This window comes from Cellulomonas taurus (assembly GCF_012931845.1).
Classification (GTDB): Bacteria; Actinomycetota; Actinomycetes; order Actinomycetales; family Cellulomonadaceae; genus Cellulomonas; species Cellulomonas taurus.
Genome location: NZ_CP051884.1, coordinates 1,096,914 through 1,114,799, shown reverse-complemented (window position 1 = coordinate 1,114,799; position 17,886 = coordinate 1,096,914). Strand labels below are relative to the sequence as shown.

The 17,886-nt window shown below is 71.8% G+C and carries 14 protein-coding genes; 7 read left to right on the top strand and 7 right to left on the bottom strand.

Features of this window, described 5'->3' with window-relative positions; all coding sequences use genetic code 11:
• Positions 1–5 precede the first annotated feature (5 nt).
• The 3 genes from leuS to HGK68_RS05045 form a co-directional block, all read right to left on the bottom strand.
• Positions 6–2,927 (bottom strand): leucine--tRNA ligase, encoded by a 2,922-nt coding sequence (gene leuS, locus HGK68_RS05055; RefSeq protein WP_246260594.1) that lies wholly within the window; start codon positions 2,925–2,927, stop codon positions 6–8.
• Positions 2,928–2,937: 10 nt separating this feature from the next.
• Positions 2,938–4,176: an MFS transporter gene (locus HGK68_RS05050; protein ID WP_169164974.1), complete on the bottom strand. Its 1,239-nt coding sequence runs from the start codon at positions 4,174–4,176 to the stop codon at positions 2,938–2,940.
• 64 nt (positions 4,177–4,240) lie between these two features.
• The gene (locus HGK68_RS05045) at positions 4,241–4,978 is read right to left on the bottom strand and encodes a metal-dependent transcriptional regulator (protein ID WP_425483675.1); all 738 of its coding nucleotides are present in this window, start codon (positions 4,976–4,978) and stop codon (positions 4,241–4,243) included.
• Positions 4,979–5,025: 47 nt separating this feature from the next.
• Between HGK68_RS05045 and HGK68_RS05040 the strand changes: the two genes are divergently transcribed.
• Entirely contained in the window at positions 5,026–5,493 is a 468-nt protein-coding gene (locus HGK68_RS05040) for an SRPBCC family protein (protein ID WP_169164973.1), read from the top strand.
• Positions 5,494–5,523: 30 nt separating this feature from the next.
• Positions 5,524–7,239, top strand: a complete 1,716-nt coding sequence (locus tag HGK68_RS05035) for an alpha/beta hydrolase (protein WP_169164972.1) — start codon at positions 5,524–5,526, stop codon at positions 7,237–7,239.
• 53 nt (positions 7,240–7,292) lie between these two features.
• Here HGK68_RS05035 and HGK68_RS05030 read toward each other — a convergent pair whose 3' ends face one another.
• Complete coding sequence (locus HGK68_RS05030) at positions 7,293–8,069, bottom strand: LLM class F420-dependent oxidoreductase (protein ID WP_169164971.1); 777 nt, start codon at positions 8,067–8,069, stop codon at positions 7,293–7,295.
• A gap of 73 nt (positions 8,070–8,142) precedes the next feature.
• On the opposite strand from HGK68_RS05030, the gene HGK68_RS05025 reads away from it, so the two are divergent.
• Together HGK68_RS05025 and HGK68_RS05020 are read left to right on the top strand one after the other, a co-directional pair.
• On the top strand, positions 8,143–9,195 hold the full coding sequence (locus HGK68_RS05025) for a hydroxymethylglutaryl-CoA reductase (RefSeq protein ID WP_169164970.1): 1,053 nt from the start codon (positions 8,143–8,145) through the stop codon (positions 9,193–9,195).
• A gap of 173 nt (positions 9,196–9,368) precedes the next feature.
• Positions 9,369–10,577, top strand: coding sequence for a hydroxymethylglutaryl-CoA synthase (locus HGK68_RS05020; protein WP_169164969.1), 1,209 nt, complete (start codon positions 9,369–9,371; stop codon positions 10,575–10,577).
• A 4-nt stretch (positions 10,578–10,581) separates the two neighbouring features.
• Here the strand turns inward: HGK68_RS05020 and HGK68_RS15925 are convergent, their stop codons facing one another.
• Positions 10,582–12,276, bottom strand: coding sequence for a hypothetical protein (locus tag HGK68_RS15925; RefSeq protein ID WP_206155806.1), 1,695 nt, complete (start codon positions 12,274–12,276; stop codon positions 10,582–10,584).
• A 29-nt stretch (positions 12,277–12,305) separates the two neighbouring features.
• Here HGK68_RS15925 and HGK68_RS05010 point away from each other — a divergent pair, with 29 nt between their 5' ends.
• On the top strand, positions 12,306–13,337 hold the full coding sequence (locus HGK68_RS05010; RefSeq protein ID WP_169164968.1) for a glutathione S-transferase family protein: 1,032 nt from the start codon (positions 12,306–12,308) through the stop codon (positions 13,335–13,337).
• Positions 13,338–13,340: 3 nt separating this feature from the next.
• Here HGK68_RS05010 and HGK68_RS05005 read toward each other — a convergent pair whose 3' ends face one another.
• Together HGK68_RS05005 and HGK68_RS05000 are read right to left on the bottom strand one after the other, a co-directional pair.
• Positions 13,341–14,231, bottom strand: a complete 891-nt coding sequence (locus HGK68_RS05005) for a VOC family protein (protein ID WP_169164967.1) — start codon at positions 14,229–14,231, stop codon at positions 13,341–13,343.
• Positions 14,232–14,252: 21 nt separating this feature from the next.
• Positions 14,253–15,299, bottom strand: coding sequence for an Lrp/AsnC family transcriptional regulator (locus HGK68_RS05000; RefSeq protein ID WP_169164966.1), 1,047 nt, complete (start codon positions 15,297–15,299; stop codon positions 14,253–14,255).
• A gap of 32 nt (positions 15,300–15,331) precedes the next feature.
• Here HGK68_RS05000 and HGK68_RS04995 point away from each other — a divergent pair, with 32 nt between their 5' ends.
• Together HGK68_RS04995 and HGK68_RS04990 are read left to right on the top strand one after the other, a co-directional pair.
• Positions 15,332–16,546: a M20 family metallopeptidase gene (locus tag HGK68_RS04995; RefSeq protein WP_169164965.1), complete on the top strand. Its 1,215-nt coding sequence runs from the start codon at positions 15,332–15,334 to the stop codon at positions 16,544–16,546.
• Positions 16,543–17,880: a DUF3100 domain-containing protein gene (locus tag HGK68_RS04990; protein ID WP_169164964.1), complete on the top strand. Its 1,338-nt coding sequence runs from the start codon at positions 16,543–16,545 to the stop codon at positions 17,878–17,880. Before HGK68_RS04995 ends, HGK68_RS04990 begins: the two co-directional genes overlap by 4 nt.
• Positions 17,881–17,886: the final 6 nt, after the last annotated feature.

The window sequence follows — 17,886 nt, the reverse complement described above, 5'->3', positions numbered from 1 at the left end:
ACCGCTCAGGCCGGCACCACGTTGACCAGCTTGGGCGCCCGCACGATCACCGTGCGCACACCACGACCGTCCAGCGCCCGCTGCACGTTGGGGTCGGCGAGGGCAGCCGCCCGCAGGTCGTCCTCGGAGATGTCCGGGGCCACCTCGGCACGGCCGCGCACCTTGCCCTGCACCTGGAACACGCAGGTCACGGTGTCCTCGACCAGGTACTGCGGGTCGAGCGCCGGGTAGGGCTCGTGGCCCAGCGACCGCTCGTGGCCCAGACGCTGCCACAGCTCCTCGGCCAGGTGCGGGGCGATCGGCGCGGTCATCAGGATCAGCGGCTCGGCCACCGACCGCGGCACCGTCGGCAGCGACGTCAGGTGGTTGTTCAGCACGATGAGCTTGGCGATGGCGGTGTTGATCCGCATCTGCGCCATGTCCTCGGCCACCCCGGCGATGGTCCGGTGCAGCACCCGCAGGGTCTCCAGCGTGGGCGCGTCGTCCGTGACGGTCGGCTCACCGTTGGTCTCGGAGACCACGTTGCGCCACACCCGCTGCAGGAACCGCTGGGCACCGACCACCGCGCGGGTCTCCCACGGCCGCGACAGGTCCAGCGGGCCCATCGACATCTCGTAGACCCGCAGGGTGTCCGCGCCGTACGCCTCGTACATCTCGTCCGGGGAGACGACGTTCTTCAGCGACTTGCCGATCTTCCCGTACTCCTGGGTGACCGGTTCGCCGTTCCAGGTGAAGCCGCCGTCCGCACCCTCGACGACCTCGGCCGCCGGGACGTAGGCACCGCGCGCGTCGGTGTAGGCGTGCGCCTGGATGTAGCCCTGGTTGAACAGCTTGTAGAACGGCTCCCGGCTGGCGACGTGGCCCAGGTCGTAGAGCACCTTGTGCCAGAACCGCGCGTACAGCAGGTGCAGCACCGCGTGCTCGACGCCACCGACGTACAGATCGACGCCACCGATGCCGTGGGTGTCGCTCGGGTTGTGGCCCGGGCCCATCCAGTACTGCTCCAGCTCCGGGTCGACGACCTGGCCGCTGCGGTGCTCCGGGTCCAGATAGTGCAGGTAGTACCAGCAGGACCCGGCCCAGTTCGGCATGGTGTTGGTGTCGCGGCGGTACGTCTTGGGGCCGTCACCCAGGTCGAGGGTCAGCTCCACCCAGTCGGTGTTCCGGCTCAGCGGTGCCTCCGGCGAGGAGTCGGCGTCCTCCGGGTCGAAGGTGCGCGGCGCGTAGTCGGGGACCTCCGGCAGGTTCACCGGCAGCGCGGAATCCGGCAGGGCCACCGGCAGGTCGTTCTCGTCGTAGACGATCGGGAACGGCTCGCCCCAGTAGCGCTGCCGGCTGAACAGCCAGTCGCGCAGCCGGTAGGTGATGGTGCGCTCGCCGACGCCCTCGGCCTCCAGCCAGTCGATCATCCGCGACTTCGCCTCGGCGACCGACAAGCCGTTCAGGTCCAGCGTCTCGTTCGCCGAGTTCACCACCGCACCGTCGCCGGTCCACGCGGCGTCCCCGGCGAAGTCCTCCGGGGTGGCCACGGTGTAGACCACCGGCAGCTCGAAGGTCTGCGCGAACGCGAAGTCACGGGCGTCGCCACCGGGCACCGCCATGATCGCGCCGGTGCCGTAACCCATCAGCACGTAGTCGGCGATGAACACCGGCAGCGATTCGCCGTTCACCGGGTTCAGCGCGTAGCCGCCGGTGAACACCCCGGTCTTGCGACCGGCGTCGGCCTGCCGCTCGACGGCGGTCTTGGCGGCGGCCTCACGGCGGTAGGCGGCGACCGCCTCGGCCGGGGTCGCGGCGCCTCCGCGCCACACCTCCGGCACGTCCTCGCCCCAGGTCTCCCCGGCACCGGCGACGATCTGGTCGACCAGCGGGTGCTCGGGTGCCAGCACGACGTAGGTGGCGCCGAACAGGGTGTCCGGCCGGGTGGTGAACACGGTCAGCGGCTGGTCGGCGTCGGTCACCTCGAAGTGCACGTGCGCACCCTCGGAGCGACCGATCCAGTTCCGCTGCATCGCGGTGACCTTCTCCGGCCAGTCGATGAACTCCAGGTCGTCGGCCAGCCGGTCGGCGTAGGCGGTGATCCGCATGTTCCACTGCCGCAGCGTGCGCTGGAACACCGGGAAGTTGCCGCGCTCGGAGCGACCCTCGCTGGTGACCTCCTCGTTCGCCAGCACGGTGCCCAGTCCGGGGCACCAGTTCACCGGGGTCTCGGAGACGTAGGCCAGGCGCTGGGAGTCGACCACCCGGCGTCGCTCGACCTCGTCCAGATCGGCCCAGGAACCGCCGTCCGGCAGCGGACGACCGTTCTCGTACGCCTCGACCAGGGTCGACACCGGGCGCGCGGCACCGCGGCCACCGTCCGGGCGGACCGCGTCCTCGTCGTACCAGGACTCGAAGATCTGCAGGAAGATCCACTGCGTCCAGCGCACGTACCCGGGGTCGATGGTGGCGAAGGACCGGCGCGGGTCGTGGGCGACACCCAGCCGCCGCAGCTGCCGGGCCATGATCTCGATGTTGGCCTCGGTGGTGGTGCGCGGGTGCGCACCGGTCTGCACGGCGAACTGCTCGGCGGGCAGGCCGAAGGCGTCGTAGCCCAGCGCGTGCAGCACGTTGTCGCCCTGCATCCGGCGGTGCCGGGAGACCACGTCGGTGGCGATGTAGCCCAGCGGGTGGCCGACGTGCAGGCCCGCGCCCGAGGGGTACGGGAACATGTCCATCACGAAGAACGGCTTCGCGCCGGGCTTCGCGTGCCCGCCGTCGCCGTCGGTCAGCTCGCCGCCCGGGTTCGGGGCGTGGAAGGTGCCCCGGTCGAGCCATTCCTGCTGCCACTTGAGCTCGATCTGCTCCGCGAGCGCCGCTGTGTAGCGGAAGGGCACCTCGGCGGGCGCGGTGGAGTCATGGCTGCTGGGGGGAACGGGCGTGGTCACCCGCCGGAGTCTACCGAGCGGAGGCGCTCTTCCTACCCACGACCACGGTGCCCGCCACGACCGTGCAGCCGATCACGCCCAGCCCGGCACCGACCCATGCCGGTGCCAGGTAACCGAGCCCGGCCGCGATGACCAGACCGCCGGACCAGGCACCGAAGGCGTTGCCCGCGTTGAGGGCCGAGTGGCACAGCGCGGCCCCGAGCGACGGTGCGGCCGGGGACAGGTCCATCAGCCACGATTGCAGGGCCAGACCCAGCACCTGGGAGGCGACACCGAGCGCGACGACCGCGAGCACCCCGGGCACCACCCACTGGCCGAGCAGCGCGATCAGCACCAGCGTGACGATGGTCGCCACGAAGCCCACCAGCACGGTGCGGATCACCGACCGGTCGGCCAGCTTGCCGCCGAGCAGGGTGCCGATGGTCATCCCGACGCCGAACAGCGCCAGCACGATCGGCACCGTCGCCTCGGCCAGCCCGGTGACGTCGGTCAGCAGCGGGGAGATGTAGGAGTACACGGCGAACATCCCGCCGAAGCCGATCGCCCCGGCCCCGGCGGCGACCCACAGGCGGGGGTTGCGCAGCGCGCCGAGTTCGGAGCGCACCGACGCGTGGTCGGGCACCGCCAGTCCCGGGATCCACCGCCACAGCGCCAGCAGGGTCAGGCCGCCGAGCACCCCGACCGCGACGAAGGCGACCCGCCAACCGAGCAGCTGGCCGAGCACGGTGGACAGCGGCACCCCGACGACGTTCGCGATGGTGAGACCGGCCATCATCGTGGCGACCGCCTGACCCCGACGGCCGGGTCCGGCGACATGGGCACCCATCACCGCGCCGACCCCGAAGAACGCACCGTGCGGCAGTCCGGCCACGAAGCGTGCGACCACCAGCCACCCGGCGGTCGGCGCGAGGGCGGACAGCAGGTTGCCGACGGTGAACGCCAGCATGAGGACCAGCAGCAGCCGACGCCGGTCGACCTTGGCCGCGAGGGTGGTCAGCAGCGGTGCACCGACCACCACCCCCAGGGCGTACGCGGTGATGACGTGCCCGGCCTGCGGGATCGTCACGTCCAGGTCGTCGCTGATCAGCGGCAGCAGGCCCATCGTGGCGAACTCGGTGGTGCCGATGCTGAAGCCGCCCAGGGCCAGGGCCAGCAGGGGCAGCCGGGCGCGGCGCACGATCGGGTTCGGGTCGAGGACGTCGGCGCTGTCGGGGCCGGCGGCGCTCGTGCCGGTGCTCTCGGGGGACATGTCACGCGCTCCTGCGGTCGGTGGTGCCGCGGTCGAGCGCCGTCGCTGTGCGGGTCGGGCCAGCCTACCGGGACGAACGACCCACGCCGTCGTTCCCGTCGTCACCACCCGCGCCGTCGAGCAGCACCCAGATCGCCCGGGCCGCCAGCTCACCGAGGTCCAGCAGCCGTCCCTCACCCCCGGGCGGGGTCAGCCGCACCGAGGTCATCCCGGCGAAGTCGCGTCGTTCGACCACCTCGACCCGGGCGTCGAGCACCACGCCGATCTCGGCCAGGTAGCGCAGCAGACCGGGGTCGGAGTCGGAGATCCGCGCCACGGTGCCGGAACCTGCGTGCAGCTCCCAGAGCATGTCGGCGGGCGGCGCCGGGACCGTGCCGTCCGGGGCGGGGATCGGGTCGCCGTGCGGGTCCCGGGTCGGGTGCCCCAGGCGGATGTCGATCCGCTCGACCATCAGGTCGGACACCGCGTGTTCCAGCACCTCGGCCTCGTCATGTACCTCGTCCCAGGCGTAGCCCAGCTCGCTGACCAGGAAGGTCTCGATCAGGCGATGGCGGCGGACGACCTGCACCGCGTGCCGGACGCCCTCGTCGGTGAGCGCGATCGCGCCGTAGCGGACGTGCTCGACCAGACCCTGGTCCGCGAGTCGACGGACGGTCTCCGAGACGGTGGACGGACCGACGCCGAGCCGGTCGGCGATCATCTTGGTGGTCACCGTGCTGTCCGACCACTCCCCCGCCGTCCAGATCACCTTGAGGTAATCCTGGGCGACGGCGGTCAGCTCACTCGTCTCGCTCACGAGGATCAGGGTACGGGGCGCGCCGGGGCTGCTTCCGGCCTAGCGTGACCAGCGTGCAGCAGCCCATCCCGCCGGACTACCGCCTGGTCACCCGCTGGGAGCTGCCCGCGCCACCGCACCGGGTGTGGGAGGTGCTCGCCGATCCCGACCTGAACTGGCCCGCCTGGTGGCCGGGGCTGAGCGCCGACGGACGACCCGAGGCGGACGGCGATGTCGGCAGCCGGGCGTCGTTCGCGCTGCGCCCTGCCCGCTTCGCCTACGCCCTGCACTTCTCGCTCCTGATCACCGACACCGACCCGCCCCGTGCGGCGACGATGGCGGTCAGCGGCGACCTGGTCGGCACCGGTCTGGTCGGCATCGAGCCGACCCCCGGCGGCAGCATCCTGGAACTCGACTGGCGGGTGCGGACCACCAAGCCCTGGATGGTGCGCGGCGGCCGGGTGCTGGCACCGATCTTCCGGTTCGCCCACGCGCACGCGATGCGCCGGGGTGAACGCGGCCTGCGGGCGTTCCTCCGCTGAGAGGGGGGCCGCGTGATAGGACATCGACCCGTGGCCCTCGACTCCCTGCGCACGCTCGCCTCGACCACGCTGATCGGTGCCGGCGAGTGGCTGCGCCGACGCCGGCTGCCCTGGGCCGGGATGCTCGGGGCACTGTTCGGCCTGGCCGCCGCGATGACCCCGTCTCTGCTCCCCCGGCCCACGCTGTACCTGGGTGCGATCGCCGGGGTCGGTGCGCTGATCGGTTACGGCTGGGGTGTGCTGATCGCCTGGATCCTGCGCAAGGTCGGTGTCCCGATGCCACCACTGGGGGTCCGACGCACCGCCTGGCACCTGTTGTGCCTGATCGGGCCGTTGCTCGCCCTGGTCGCCGTCGGGGTCGGGGCCGACTGGCAGGACGACGTCCGCGCGCTGGTCGGCGAGGAGCGGCACCGCTCGTCGGGGTTCCTGGTCGGGGTGATCGCGCTGCTGGTGTTCGCGGCGTTGCTCACCCTGTTCCGGGCGCTGCGGCGAGCCGCCAGGCGGGTGGCCCGGCTGCTCGGCCGGTGGGTCCCGGCGCCGGTGGCCTCGCTGGCCGGGGTGGTCGTGGTCGGCGCGCTGGTCTACTGGCTCGCCGCCGGGGTGCTGTTCCGTGGCGTCATCACCGTCTCCGATCACGTCTACGCCGGGACCAACGCGCAGACCGAGGCCGGGGTCGAGCGACCCGAGTCGGCGCTGCGCTCCGGGTCGCCGGAGTCGGTGGTCAGCTGGGAGTCGCTGGGGCGGTACGGCCGCAGCTTCGTCGCCGGTGGACCCACGGTGCGGGAGATCGCCGACGTGACCGGGCGGGACGCGACCGAGCCGATCCGGGTGTACGCCGGGCTGGACTCCGCCGACACCGCGGCCGCACGCGCCGACCTGGTGGTGCAGGAGCTGGAACGCACCGGTGCCTTCGATCGCTCGGTCCTGGTCGTCGCGGGTGCCACCGGCACCGGCTGGACCGAACCGCAGCAGCTCGCCGCGCTGGAGTACCTGTGGGGCGGCGACACCGCCGTCGCGACCATCCAGTACTCGTATCTGCCGTCCTGGCTGTCCTTCCTGGTCGACGCCGACCGGGCCAGCGAGGCCGGGCGTGAGCTCTTCGACGCGGTGCACGCCCGCTGGGCCCAGCTCCCCGAGGACGACCGGCCCCGCCTGATCTCCTACGGCCTCAGCCTCGGGTCCTATGCCGCCCAGTCGGCCTTCGGCTCGGTCGGCGACCTGACCACCCGCACCGACGGCGCGCTCTACGTCGGCACCCCGAACTTCACCGGCCTGTGGCGAACCATCGTCGACGGGCGCGATCCGGGCAGTCCGGAATGGCAGCCGATCGTCGACGACGGCGTGACCGTGCGCTTCGCCGCCGACCCGACCGACCTCGGGGTGCCGGGCAGCCGGTGGGACGCACCCCGGGTCGTCTACCTCCAGCACGCCTCCGACCCGGTGGTGTGGTGGAGCTGGGACCTGCTGACCCGGCAGCCCGACTGGCTGTCCGAACCGCGCGGCCCGGACGTCTCCGGCCGGGTGCACTGGTTCCCCGGGATCACCTTCCTGCAGGTCACCGTCGACCAGTTCTTCGGCGTCTCGGTGCCGAACGGGCACGGACACAACTACGCCTCGCAGATCGTCACCGCCTGGGCCGACGCCACCCGGGTGCCGGGCTGGTCGGACGCACAGCTGGCCGACCTCCAGGACCTGATCGACCAGACCCTCGTCCTGCCGACGGTGCCGGGCCAGGACGTGGGCTGACCACCAGACGACGGAGGGCCCCGGGACGCGCGTCCCGGGGCCCTCCGCAGCTGTCAGCCCTGGGCGTCGCGCCAGGCGACCCACTCCTCGACCAAGGACAGGTCGTAGTCCGGACCGCTGGTGCCGACCGTGAACAGGGTGACCCCGGCGTCGAGCAGCGGCTGACCGTCCTCGCTCGGCGGCGTCGACACCGCCACACTGCGCTCGACCAGCGACGCGGTGTCCCGCCCGACGGCCGCCCCGTGCTCGTCCAGGATCCCGCTCTTGCGGGTCAGGGTCTCCAGGTCACCGAACGAGTGCCACACTTCCGCGTGCTCCGCGACGATCCGCAGGGTCTTCTTCTCCCCGCCGCCACCGATCAGGATCGGGATCTCCCGCGTCGGTGCCGGGTTGCCCGCCGCCAGGCGCGCCTTGATCCGCGGCAGGGCGGCACCCAGTTCCGCGATCCGGCTGCCGGCGGTGCCGAACTCGTAGCCGAACTGGTCGTAGTCCTTCTCGAACCAGCCCGCGCCGATGCCGAGGATCAGCCGGCCACCGCTGATGTGGTCCACGGTGCGCGCCATGTCGGCCAGCAGCTCGGGATTGCGGTAGCTGTTGCAGGTGACCAGCGCGCCGAGCTCGACCCGGCTGGTCTGCTCCGCCCATGCGGCCAGCATCGTCCAGCACTCGAAGTGCTTGCCGTCCGGGTCGCCGTAGAGCGGGAAGAAGTGGTCCCAGTTGAAGATCACGTCCACGCCGATGTCCTCCGCGCGGCGGACCGCGTCGCGGATCTGCGCGTAGTCGGCGTGCTGGGGCTGGAGCTGGACTCCGATGCGGATGGGTCGCGTCATGGGCGACACGCTACGACCGTCCGGCCGGCCTGACTACGCTGTCCCGGTCCTGCCCCGCGCACCCGGAGGTCCCATGTCCACCGCCATCACCCCCGATTCCGCCGCACCGGTCCCGCTGAAGTGGGTCGGACCGCTGCGGATCAGCGGGAACGTGATGACCGGTGAGTCGGAGGTGCCGCTGGCGACCTACGAGTCGCCGCTGTGGCCGAGCGTCCGCCGGGGTGCCCGGCTGTCCACGATGGTCGAGGGCGGCATCCGGGCGACCCTGGTCGACGAGCGGATGAGCCGGTCGGTGCTGTTCGAGGCCGACGACGCCGGGGTGGCGCTGGCCGGATGGCAGTGGCTGACCGAGCACCGGGACGAGCTGGCGCAGGTGGTGGCGAGCAGCAGCCGGTTCGCCCGCCTGATCGACCTGCACGTGCAGATCGCGGCGAACCTGCTGTTCGTGCGGTTCGAGCTGAGCACCGGTGACGCCTCCGGGCACAACATGGTGACCAATGCCTCGGACCGGTTGATGGACCACATCCTGGGCCGGGTGCCGGGGCTGCGGTACGGGTCGGTGTCGGGCAATTTCTGCTCGGACAAGAAGGCGACCGCGGTGAACGGCATCCTGGGCCGCGGCAAGAACGTGGTGACCGAGATCGTGCTGCCGGGCCGGATCGTGGAGCGCTTCCTGCACACCACGCCGGAGGCGATCGTCCAGCTGAACGTCCGCAAGAACCTGATCGGCACCATGCTCGCCGGTGGCCTGCGGTCGGCCAACGCGCACTACGCGAACATGCTGCTGGCGTTCTACCTGGCGACCGGGCAGGACGCGGCGAACATCGTCGAGGGGTCGCAGGGGCTGACCCACGCGGAGGTGCGCGACGGCGACCTGTACTTCTCCTGCACGCTGCCGAACCTGATCGTCGGCTCGGTCGGCAACGGCAAGGGGCTGGACTTCGTGGAGGAGAACCTGACCCGGCTGGGCTGCCGCGAGGAGCGCGAGCCCGGGGCGAACGCCCGTCGGCTGGCCGTGCTGTGCGCGGCGACGGTGCTCTGCGGCGAGCTGTCGCTAATGGCGGCGCAGACCAACCCCGGCGAGCTCATGCAGGCGCACCTCACCCTGGAGCGCGGCCAGAACTGACCGCCTCGGGCCACGCCCAGGTCACGGTTGCGTGCGGGGGTCGTGAAGCCCGTTGGTGAGCGCTCAACCACCGGACTACAGTCGGCCCGGCCCGCAGCACCGGTCGGACACCGGGGTGGGTCACCGTCGGCCCCTCCGACCGGCGGTGTCAGCGACATCCTCAAGGACCCAGCATGCAGCTCGGCATCGACGACCTGTCCTTCGCCACCGCGGACCAGTACCTGGACCTGGCCGACCTGGCGCCGGTGCACGGCGTCGAAGCGGCGAAGTACTACGTCGGGCTGGGCCAGGAGCGGATGAGCGTCGCCGCCCCGGACGAGGACGTCGTCACGTTGGCCGCGGCCGCCGCCCAGCCGATCGTCGCCGACCTGGACGAGGCAGGCCGTGCGGCGATCCGCACCGTGCTGCTGGCCACCGAGTCGGGCATCGACCAGTCGAAGTCCGCGGGCGTGTACGTCCACCACCTGCTGGACCTCAACCCCGCCTGCCGGGTGGTCGAGCTGAAGCAGGCCTGCTACTCCGGCACCTCCGCGGTGCAGATGGCCCTGGCGCTGGTCGCCCGGAACCTGGAGCAGAAGGTGCTGGTCATCTGCTCGGACGTGGCCCGCTACGACATCGGCTCCTCCGGTGAGCCGACCCAGGGCGCCGGCGCGGTGGCGATGCTCATCACCGCGGACCCGCGCCTGGTGGCGATCGAGCCGCTGTCCGGCCTGAACACGCACGACATCATGGACTTCTGGCGGCCCAACTACCGGACCACCGCGATGGTGGACGGTCGGCTCTCGCTGCGGGCGTACACCGACTCGCTCTCCGGTGCGTGGGCGGACCTGCAGGCGCAGGGCGGCCCGGGCTTCGCCGACATCGACACGTTCTGCTACCACCAGCCGTTCACCAAGATGGCGGTGAAGGCCCACCAGCACCTGACCAAGATCGTCGGCGCCCCCCGCGACCCCGAGGTGCTGGACGCCCAGATCGGCGACTCGCTGCGCTACAACAAGCAGATCGGCAACAGCTACACCGCCTCGATGTACATCGGTCTGATCTCCCTGCTCGACCACGCCACCGAGGACCTGGCCGGGAACCGGATCGGCTTCTTCAGCTACGGGTCCGGCGCCGTCGGGGAGTTCTTCACCGGCACCGTGGTCCCCGGCTACCGGGAGCACCTGCGCACCGCCGAGCACCAGCGCCGGATCGACGACCGTCGGCGGGTGAGCCACGAGGAGTACCTGCGGATCGTGGCCCCGGCGAACCCGGTCGACGGCGGGGAGCACCCGATCCCGGTGACCAGCCGCTCGCCGTTCCGGCTGGCGGCGATCACCGAGCACCAGCGGGTGTACGTCCGAGCGGACGCGGCCGGTGTGAGCACGGAGGCCGTCGCCTGACCTGCTACTGGTACGTCACCAGGTCCGGCACCGGCGACACCTGGTAGGTCTGCTCCGGGGTCAGCATCGGCTGGTCCTCGTCGTAGAAGTTCTTCCACCCCCAGTGCACCTCCGGCGCCCCCTGGCGCAGGGTGTTCCAGGTACCGGTCTTCGCGGGCTGTGAGCCCTGACCGTCGGCGTGGATGATCGTGGCGAGCTCGTCGTGGCTGACGTCCAGCCGGTCGCGGTCGGTGATCATCCGCAGCGAGAACTGGTGCAGCAGGAACATCTTCTGCGGCAGGTCGTGATCGCGGACGAACTGGGCGAGCCAGTCGGACACCTGGTTCACCTCGTCGACGCTCACCGAGCCGATCTGGCGCAGATGGACCTGGTCGGGCTTGAGCCGCCACTCGGGGTCGAGGGCGAGTCCGACGTTCGGGTACGCCAGCAGTTCGGCGTACTGCTGCGCCTGGGTGAGGAAGTCGGTGCGGCCGGGTTGCAGGTCGATCACCACGGCTTGCCCGGCGTCGGCGGCCGCCTCGATCAGGGGGCGCAGGTCGTCGATGCTGCGTGGCCGGGAGTAGGAGCCGTCGGCCTCCGGACCGCTGGAGGCGATGGTGGCGATGATCTCCAGAGTGGGGATCACGGTGTCGTCGGTGAGCGCGCGGTAGCCGCGGGCGGTCTCCTCGGCGCGGGCGATGGTGCCGGGCACGTCCTGTTCGCCCAGCACGCCGAGTGCCGGGGTGCCCGGGGTGCCGTAGAGCGCGACGTACTTCTTGCCGGTCAGGTGCTCGCCCTGCGGGAACACCAGTTGGCCGCCGCCGGGCAGTTCCACGCCGGTGGCCGCCGACTCCAGCCGCGGGGTGAGCCGCTCGGTGCTGCCGAAGCTGAGCCCGAGCGCCAACCCGGAGACCACCCCGGTCAGCGCCTGCACCGTCTCGCTGGTGGCGCGCGGGTCGCCGCCGGGCACCTCGACCACCGGGATGTCGGCGGCGCGTGCGGTGGCGATGGCCGGGATCAGGGCGAGCGGGTCGTCGTCAGCGAGTGGGTCGGTGAGCACGGCGGTGTGCGCCGGGGCCGTGATGTCGACGTCGATGATCGCCTCGTCCAGCCAGGAGTCGTCGGGCGTGTCACTCGGGTCGATCGTGCTGCCGGATCGATCGGCCGTCGGGTCGGTTCCCAGGGACAGCACAGCGGTTGTCGGGCGGTCCAGGGCGGTGACGGCCTCGACCACCGACTCGGCGGTCACCTGGTGGGTCTCGCCCAGGTCGAGGAGCCCGTGCAGTGCCGCGGGGTCGGTCACGGATGCCGCGGACACGCCGTCGACGTCCCGCACCTGCCCGACGGTGATCGCGTGGGTCGCCCCCAACCGATCCAGTTCCACCGGCAGCGGATCGTCGTCGCCGGTGGCCTCGCCGTCGACCAGCAGCGGCACCCCGGCGGCGACGGCGAGCGAGGCCGCGGTGGTGAGGTTCGCCTCGTCGGGGGGCGACAGCACGACCAGCGAGGAACTGCCGAAGACCTGCTTGCTCATCCGGATCGCGGTGCGGACCGGGTCCTCGGTGTCGATCCGCAGCGGCGAGGTGCGCGGGTCGGCGACGGTGGCACTCAACCGGACCGGCGCGGGCGATTCCTCCGGCGCGGGGTCGGCGGTGCAGCCGGCCAGGAGCAGGGCGCCGATGACGAGCAGGACGGAACGAGGGCGGGGCTGAACAGGCACCCGCCACTGTAAACAGAGAGAATGCCGACATGACCGAGCACAGCACCGCCGGCGCCTATGTCACGCAGGGCAGCGAGTTCGTCCGGGACCAGAACTACCTGACCACCCGGATCACCGTCGACGGCGAGGAGGGCTGGCCGGTCGAGGCCGGGCGCTACCGCCTGGTGGTCTCCCGGGCGTGTCCCTGGGCGAACCGGGCGATCATCGTGCGTCGGCTGCTCGGGCTGGAGGACGCGATCTCGATGGGGATCTGCGGCCCGACCCACGACGTGCGCTCCTGGACCTTCGACCTGGATCCGGGCGGCGTGGACCCGGTGCTGGGCATCCCGCGGATCCAGGACGCCTACTTCAAGCGCGACCCGCAGTACCCGCGGGGCATCACCGTCCCGGCGATGGTCGACGTGCCGACCGGCCAGGTGGTGACCAACGACTACGCGCAGATGACGCTGGACTTCTCCACCCAGTGGACCGCCTTCCACCGCGAGGGCGCGCCGGACCTGTACCCGGAGCCGCTGCGGGACGAGATCGACCAGGTCGCCCGGCTGGTGTTCGTCGATGTGAACAACGGGGTCTACCGCTGCGGCTTCGCCGGGTCGCAGGAGGCGTACGACCGGGCCTACCGACGGCTGTTCAGCCGCCTGGACTTGCTGAGCGACCGGCTGGCCGGGCAGCGCTACCTGGTCGGCGACACGATCACCGAGGCCGATATCCGGCTGTTCACCACCCTGGTGCGCTTCGACGCCGTCTACCACGGCCACTTCAAGTGCAACCGGGCGAAGCTGACCGAGATGCCGGTGCTCTGGGCCTACGCCCGGGACCTGTTCCAGACCCCGGGCTTCGGCGACACCATCGACTTCGAGCACATCAAGCAGCACTACTACGTGGTGCACGAGGACCTGAACCCGACCCAGATCGTCCCGGCCGGGCCGGATCTGAGCGGGTGGCTCACCCCGCACGGCCGCGGGTCGCTGGGCGGACGGCCGTTCGGTGACGGCACTCCTCCGGCGCCGCCGCGCGAGCCGGTCGACCCGGCGCACACCGCGGAGGCGATGCGCGGCTGAGGTTCAGGCGGCGGTGCGCACCCGCACGACGTTCAACCAGGGGTCGGTGAAGGCGACGGTCGCGCCGTCGTCCTGCACACCGATCCGGTGGTGGGCCAGCCGCTCGCGCAACGCGCCAATGTCGTCGGTGCCGGGCACGGTCAGCGTGACCTCGCCGAGCCCCAGCGAGGACGCGCGCGGCCCGGCACCAGCCGAGTTCCAGGTGTTGACCGCGAGGTGGTGGTGGTACCCGCCGGCCGACACGAACAGCGCCCCGTGCCACTCGGCCATCACATCGAATCCGAGCGCGTCCACGTAGAACGAGCGGGCACTGGGCACGTCACCGACCTGCAGGTGCACGTGACCCACCACCGGGCGACCGCCACCGGCGTTCGCCGCGCGGCCGTCGTAGCGCGCCATGAAGTCGTTCGGGTCGAGCAGCAGCGCGTCCATCACCACATGCCCCTCGGCGTCGTACTGCCAGTCGCTGCGCGCCCGGTCCCAGTACAGCTCGACGCCGTTGCCCTCCGGGTCGGTGAGGTAGAACGCCTCGGACACCAGGTGGTCGGCGCTGCCCACGTAGGACTGCGGTGCCTGGTGGGCGACCGAGGCGAGGGTGGCGGCCAGGTCCTCCCGGGTGTCGAACAGGATGGCGGTGTGGAACAGGCCGGCCTGCGACCGCTGGGTGGGCGGCAGGTCCGGGAAGTGGCGGAGCACCAGCAGCGGCGTGCTGCCCCGGCCGAGCACGACCACGTCCGGGCGCCCGACGCCCTCGATCCGCTCGTCCGGACGCTCGACCACGGTCAGGCCGAGCACGTCGCGGTAGTAGTGCAGCTGCACGTCGAGATTGCCGACCAGCAGGGTGACCGGGCCCATGGCGGTGTCGGCGGCGAGACGGTCCTGAAGCGAAGTCATGCCCCGATACTAGTTGAGTGTTCAACTATTGACCAGGGGCACCACCGCCCCGGTCGCCCGGCCGTCCTCGTCCAGCACGTGCCCGAGGTGCTTGGCCACCCGGACCACCACCGACCGGTCGGCGATCACCGCACCCGGCAGCGCCCGGGCCAGCGCCACCTCGAACGCCTGCACGTCCTGCACGCTGCGCAGCCAGACCGCGAGGATCAGGTTGTACCGACTGGCACACAGCGCTGCCAACCGGATCTCCGGCACCTGCGCCAGGGTCACCCGGGCCTGAGCCACCACCGGCGCCGGGACCTGGAGGAAGTACCAGGTGTAGACCGGCCAGTCGGACAGCTCCCGGACCAGATCGGTGCGCAGGTACAGCTGCCCGTCGGTCCGCAGCGTGGCGATGGCGTCGGTCACCCGCTGGGCGGAGAACCCGCTGCGTTCGGCGATCGCCGCGGCGCTGGCCCGGCCGTCCGCCGCCAGTTCCCGCCGGATCACCGCGCACAGCTCCGGCGACACGCTCCGGGCGGCCCGCGCGCGGGGTGGGCGGAACCGCGGCACCCGGGCCACCTCGGCCGCGGTGAGCTCCCGCAGCCGCCAGCGCCGGGCGTCCAGGAGCCGCTCGCTGATCAGGTGGGTGTGCGCCGCGCGGATGCCGGGCAGTCGGGACATCGGGCCGAGCACGAAGTCGGCCACCTGGCGTGGCGAGTCCGCCAGCACCGTCGCCAGCAGGTCCCGACCGCCGACGGTGTAGTCCAGGGTGGCGACCTCGGGATGCTCCGCGAGCGCGCGGGCGGTGGTGTGCAGGTCGCCCGGGCCGCACTCGATCTCGACCAGGGCACCACCGACCCGCTCACCGTCGTCCATCAGCCCGGTCACCCAGGCCACCCCCGCGGAACGCAGCCGGGACCAGCGCCGGGACAGGTTCGCCGGGTCGACGTCCACCACCGGCGCCAGGTCCGCCCAGCTCGCCCGCGGCTCCACCTGCAACGCATGCAGGAGCCGCATGTCGACCCGGTCCGGCACATATCCGTGCCCGTCGGAGTCGGTCTCCGCGGAATCCGTGCGAGTTAACATCTGAGAATTCAAGCACTTGCCACAGTGTCGGCATGAGTCTCACCCCCGCCGACGCCAGCACCCGGATCCGCAGCACGCTCGATCAGCACCGCGAGCAGCTGCTCACGCTCAGCCGGGCCATCCATGCCGACCCCGAGCTCGCCTACGCCGAGCACCGCTCCGCCGCCCGGGTCGCCGAGCTGCTGAGCGCCCACGGCTTCGCGACCACGGTCGGCGCCTACGGCCTGGACACCGCCGTCGAGGCCGTGATCGGCACCGGCGACCTCACGGTCACGCTCTGCGCGGAGTACGACGCGCTGCCCGGCATCGGCCACGCCTGCGGACACAACATCATCGCGACCGCCGGGGTCGGTGCGGCCCTCGCCCTGGCCCCGCTCGCCGACGAGCTCGGGCTGCGGGTCAAGCTGCTCGGGACCCCCGCCGAGGAGCACGGCGGGGGCAAGGTCGACCTGCTGGTGGCCGGTGCCTGGGAGGACAGCACCCTGTCCCTGATGGTGCACGGCATGTCCGGCATCGACGCCCCCTCCGGCGCCTTCGCCGCCCAGGCGGTGCAGCGGGTGGCGATCACCTACACCGGCCGCGCCTCCCACGCCGCGGCGGCTCCGGAGCACGGGATCAACGCCGGGGCGGCTGCCACCCTCGCCCTGACCGCGATCGGCCTGCTGCGTCAGCACCTGCCGATCGGCACCAGCGTGAACGGCTTCGTCGAGCACGGTGGCGACGTCACCAACATCATCCCGGCCCGCAGCGTGGTCCAGCTCGAGGTCCGCGCGCTGACGGTGGACGTGTGGCGTGAGACCTACCGACGGGTGCTGGCCTGCTTCGAGGGCGCGGCGATCGCCACCGGGTGTTCGTGGACGGTCGATGCGACGGAGCATCCCTACGCACCGTTGGCCTCCGATCCGGACCTGTCCCGGTTCTGGGACGCGGCGCTCGGCGAACTGGGTCGGACCATCGACGACTCCGCCGGCACCCGGGGCGGATCCACCGACATGGGCAATGTCTCCCAGGTGGTGCCGTCGATCCACCCGACGATCGCCATCCTCGGCAGCGACGCCGCGCCGCACACGCCGGACTTCGCCACCGCCGCCGCCACCCCGGCCGGCGACCAGGCGGCCCTGGACGGCGCCGCCGCCCTGGCGATGACGGTCGCACGAGCCGCCCTGGACACCGACGTCCGCGCCGACCTGCTGCGTCGCCAGGCCGAGCGCCCGACCGGTGCCACCCGCACCACCCTGCAGCCGTGACTGCCGACCAGCGGACCACCGCTCCCGTCGAGTCCGCTCCCCTGACCTACACCTGGCGCTCGCCGCGGCTGTGGATCGTGGCCGGCAGCGTGCTGGTGATCGCCGGGGCCGCGCAGTTCGTCGGCGCGCAGTCGATCCCGGTGGGCAGCCTGGCGACGATCACCGTGCTCCCGCTGGTGTTCGGCCTACTGATCGGCGGCGCGATCAGCGCGCAGCCGTGGCGCCGGTTCCCGCTCGACCTGCAGTCCACCGCCGCCACCGTGATGGGCGTGGCGGTGCTGCTGCTGGTCGCCCGGCTCTCGTTCACGATGGGGCCGAACATCCGGATGCTCTTCGACGCGGGCCCCGCGCTGCTGTTGCAGGAGGTCGGGCACCTGTTCGGCACCCTGGCCCTGGCGCTGCCGCTCGCGGTGCTGCTGCGGATGGGCCCGGCCACGGTCGGCGCGACCTTCTCCATCGACCGCGAAGGCGCGTTCGCGATGGTCAGCGAGCGCTACGGACCCGATTCACCCCAGTACCGGGGCGTGCTGTCGATGTACGCCTTCGGCACCCTGTTCGGCGCGATCATCATCACCGTCGTCGCCTCGGTGCTGTCCGCCCTGGACGTCTTCGACCCGCGGGCGTTGGCGATGGGGTCGGGGGTCGGGTCCGGATCGATGATGGCCGCCGCCTCGGGTGCCGTCGCCACCGCTCATCCGGAGCTGGCCGACGAGGTGCTGGCCCTGGCGGCGACCTCGAACGTGATCACCAGCCTGCTCGGGGTCTACGTCGGGATGTACGTGGCCCTCCCGCTGGCCGAGAAGTACTACCGGGTGCTCACCCGGCGCCAGAAGACACGGCCCGATGCCGACGCCCCGGCCTTCGCCGTGGTGGCGGCCCCCCGGGTCGGCGTCCCGACCTGGACCGCCCTCGGCGTCCTGGTGCTGGTCGGATTCGTGGTGAACGCCGTCGTCCCGCGCAGCGTCGGTCTGCACCTGGACCTGCGTGCGCTCGGCGGATTCCTGGTGCTGGCGGCCCTGGTCGCGGTCGGGATCTGGGTGTCGAAGCTCAGCCGGGGCCGGGTGGGCGCGATGTTCGTGGTCATCACGCTGGGGGCGTTGATCTCGACCCCCTGGTCGCCGGTGCAGGAGCCGCTGCTGACCCTGGTGAACCAGGTCGACTTCCTCGGCGTTTGTACCCTGGTGCTGAGCGTCGCCGGCCTGAGCCTGGGCAAGGACCTGCCGATGCTGAAGGCCATCGGGTGGAAGATCATCCCGGTCGGACTGGTGTCGATCACCTCGGCCTACCTGCTGGCATCGACCGTTGCCCAGCTCGCCCTGACCGTCTGGAAGTAGGTGCAC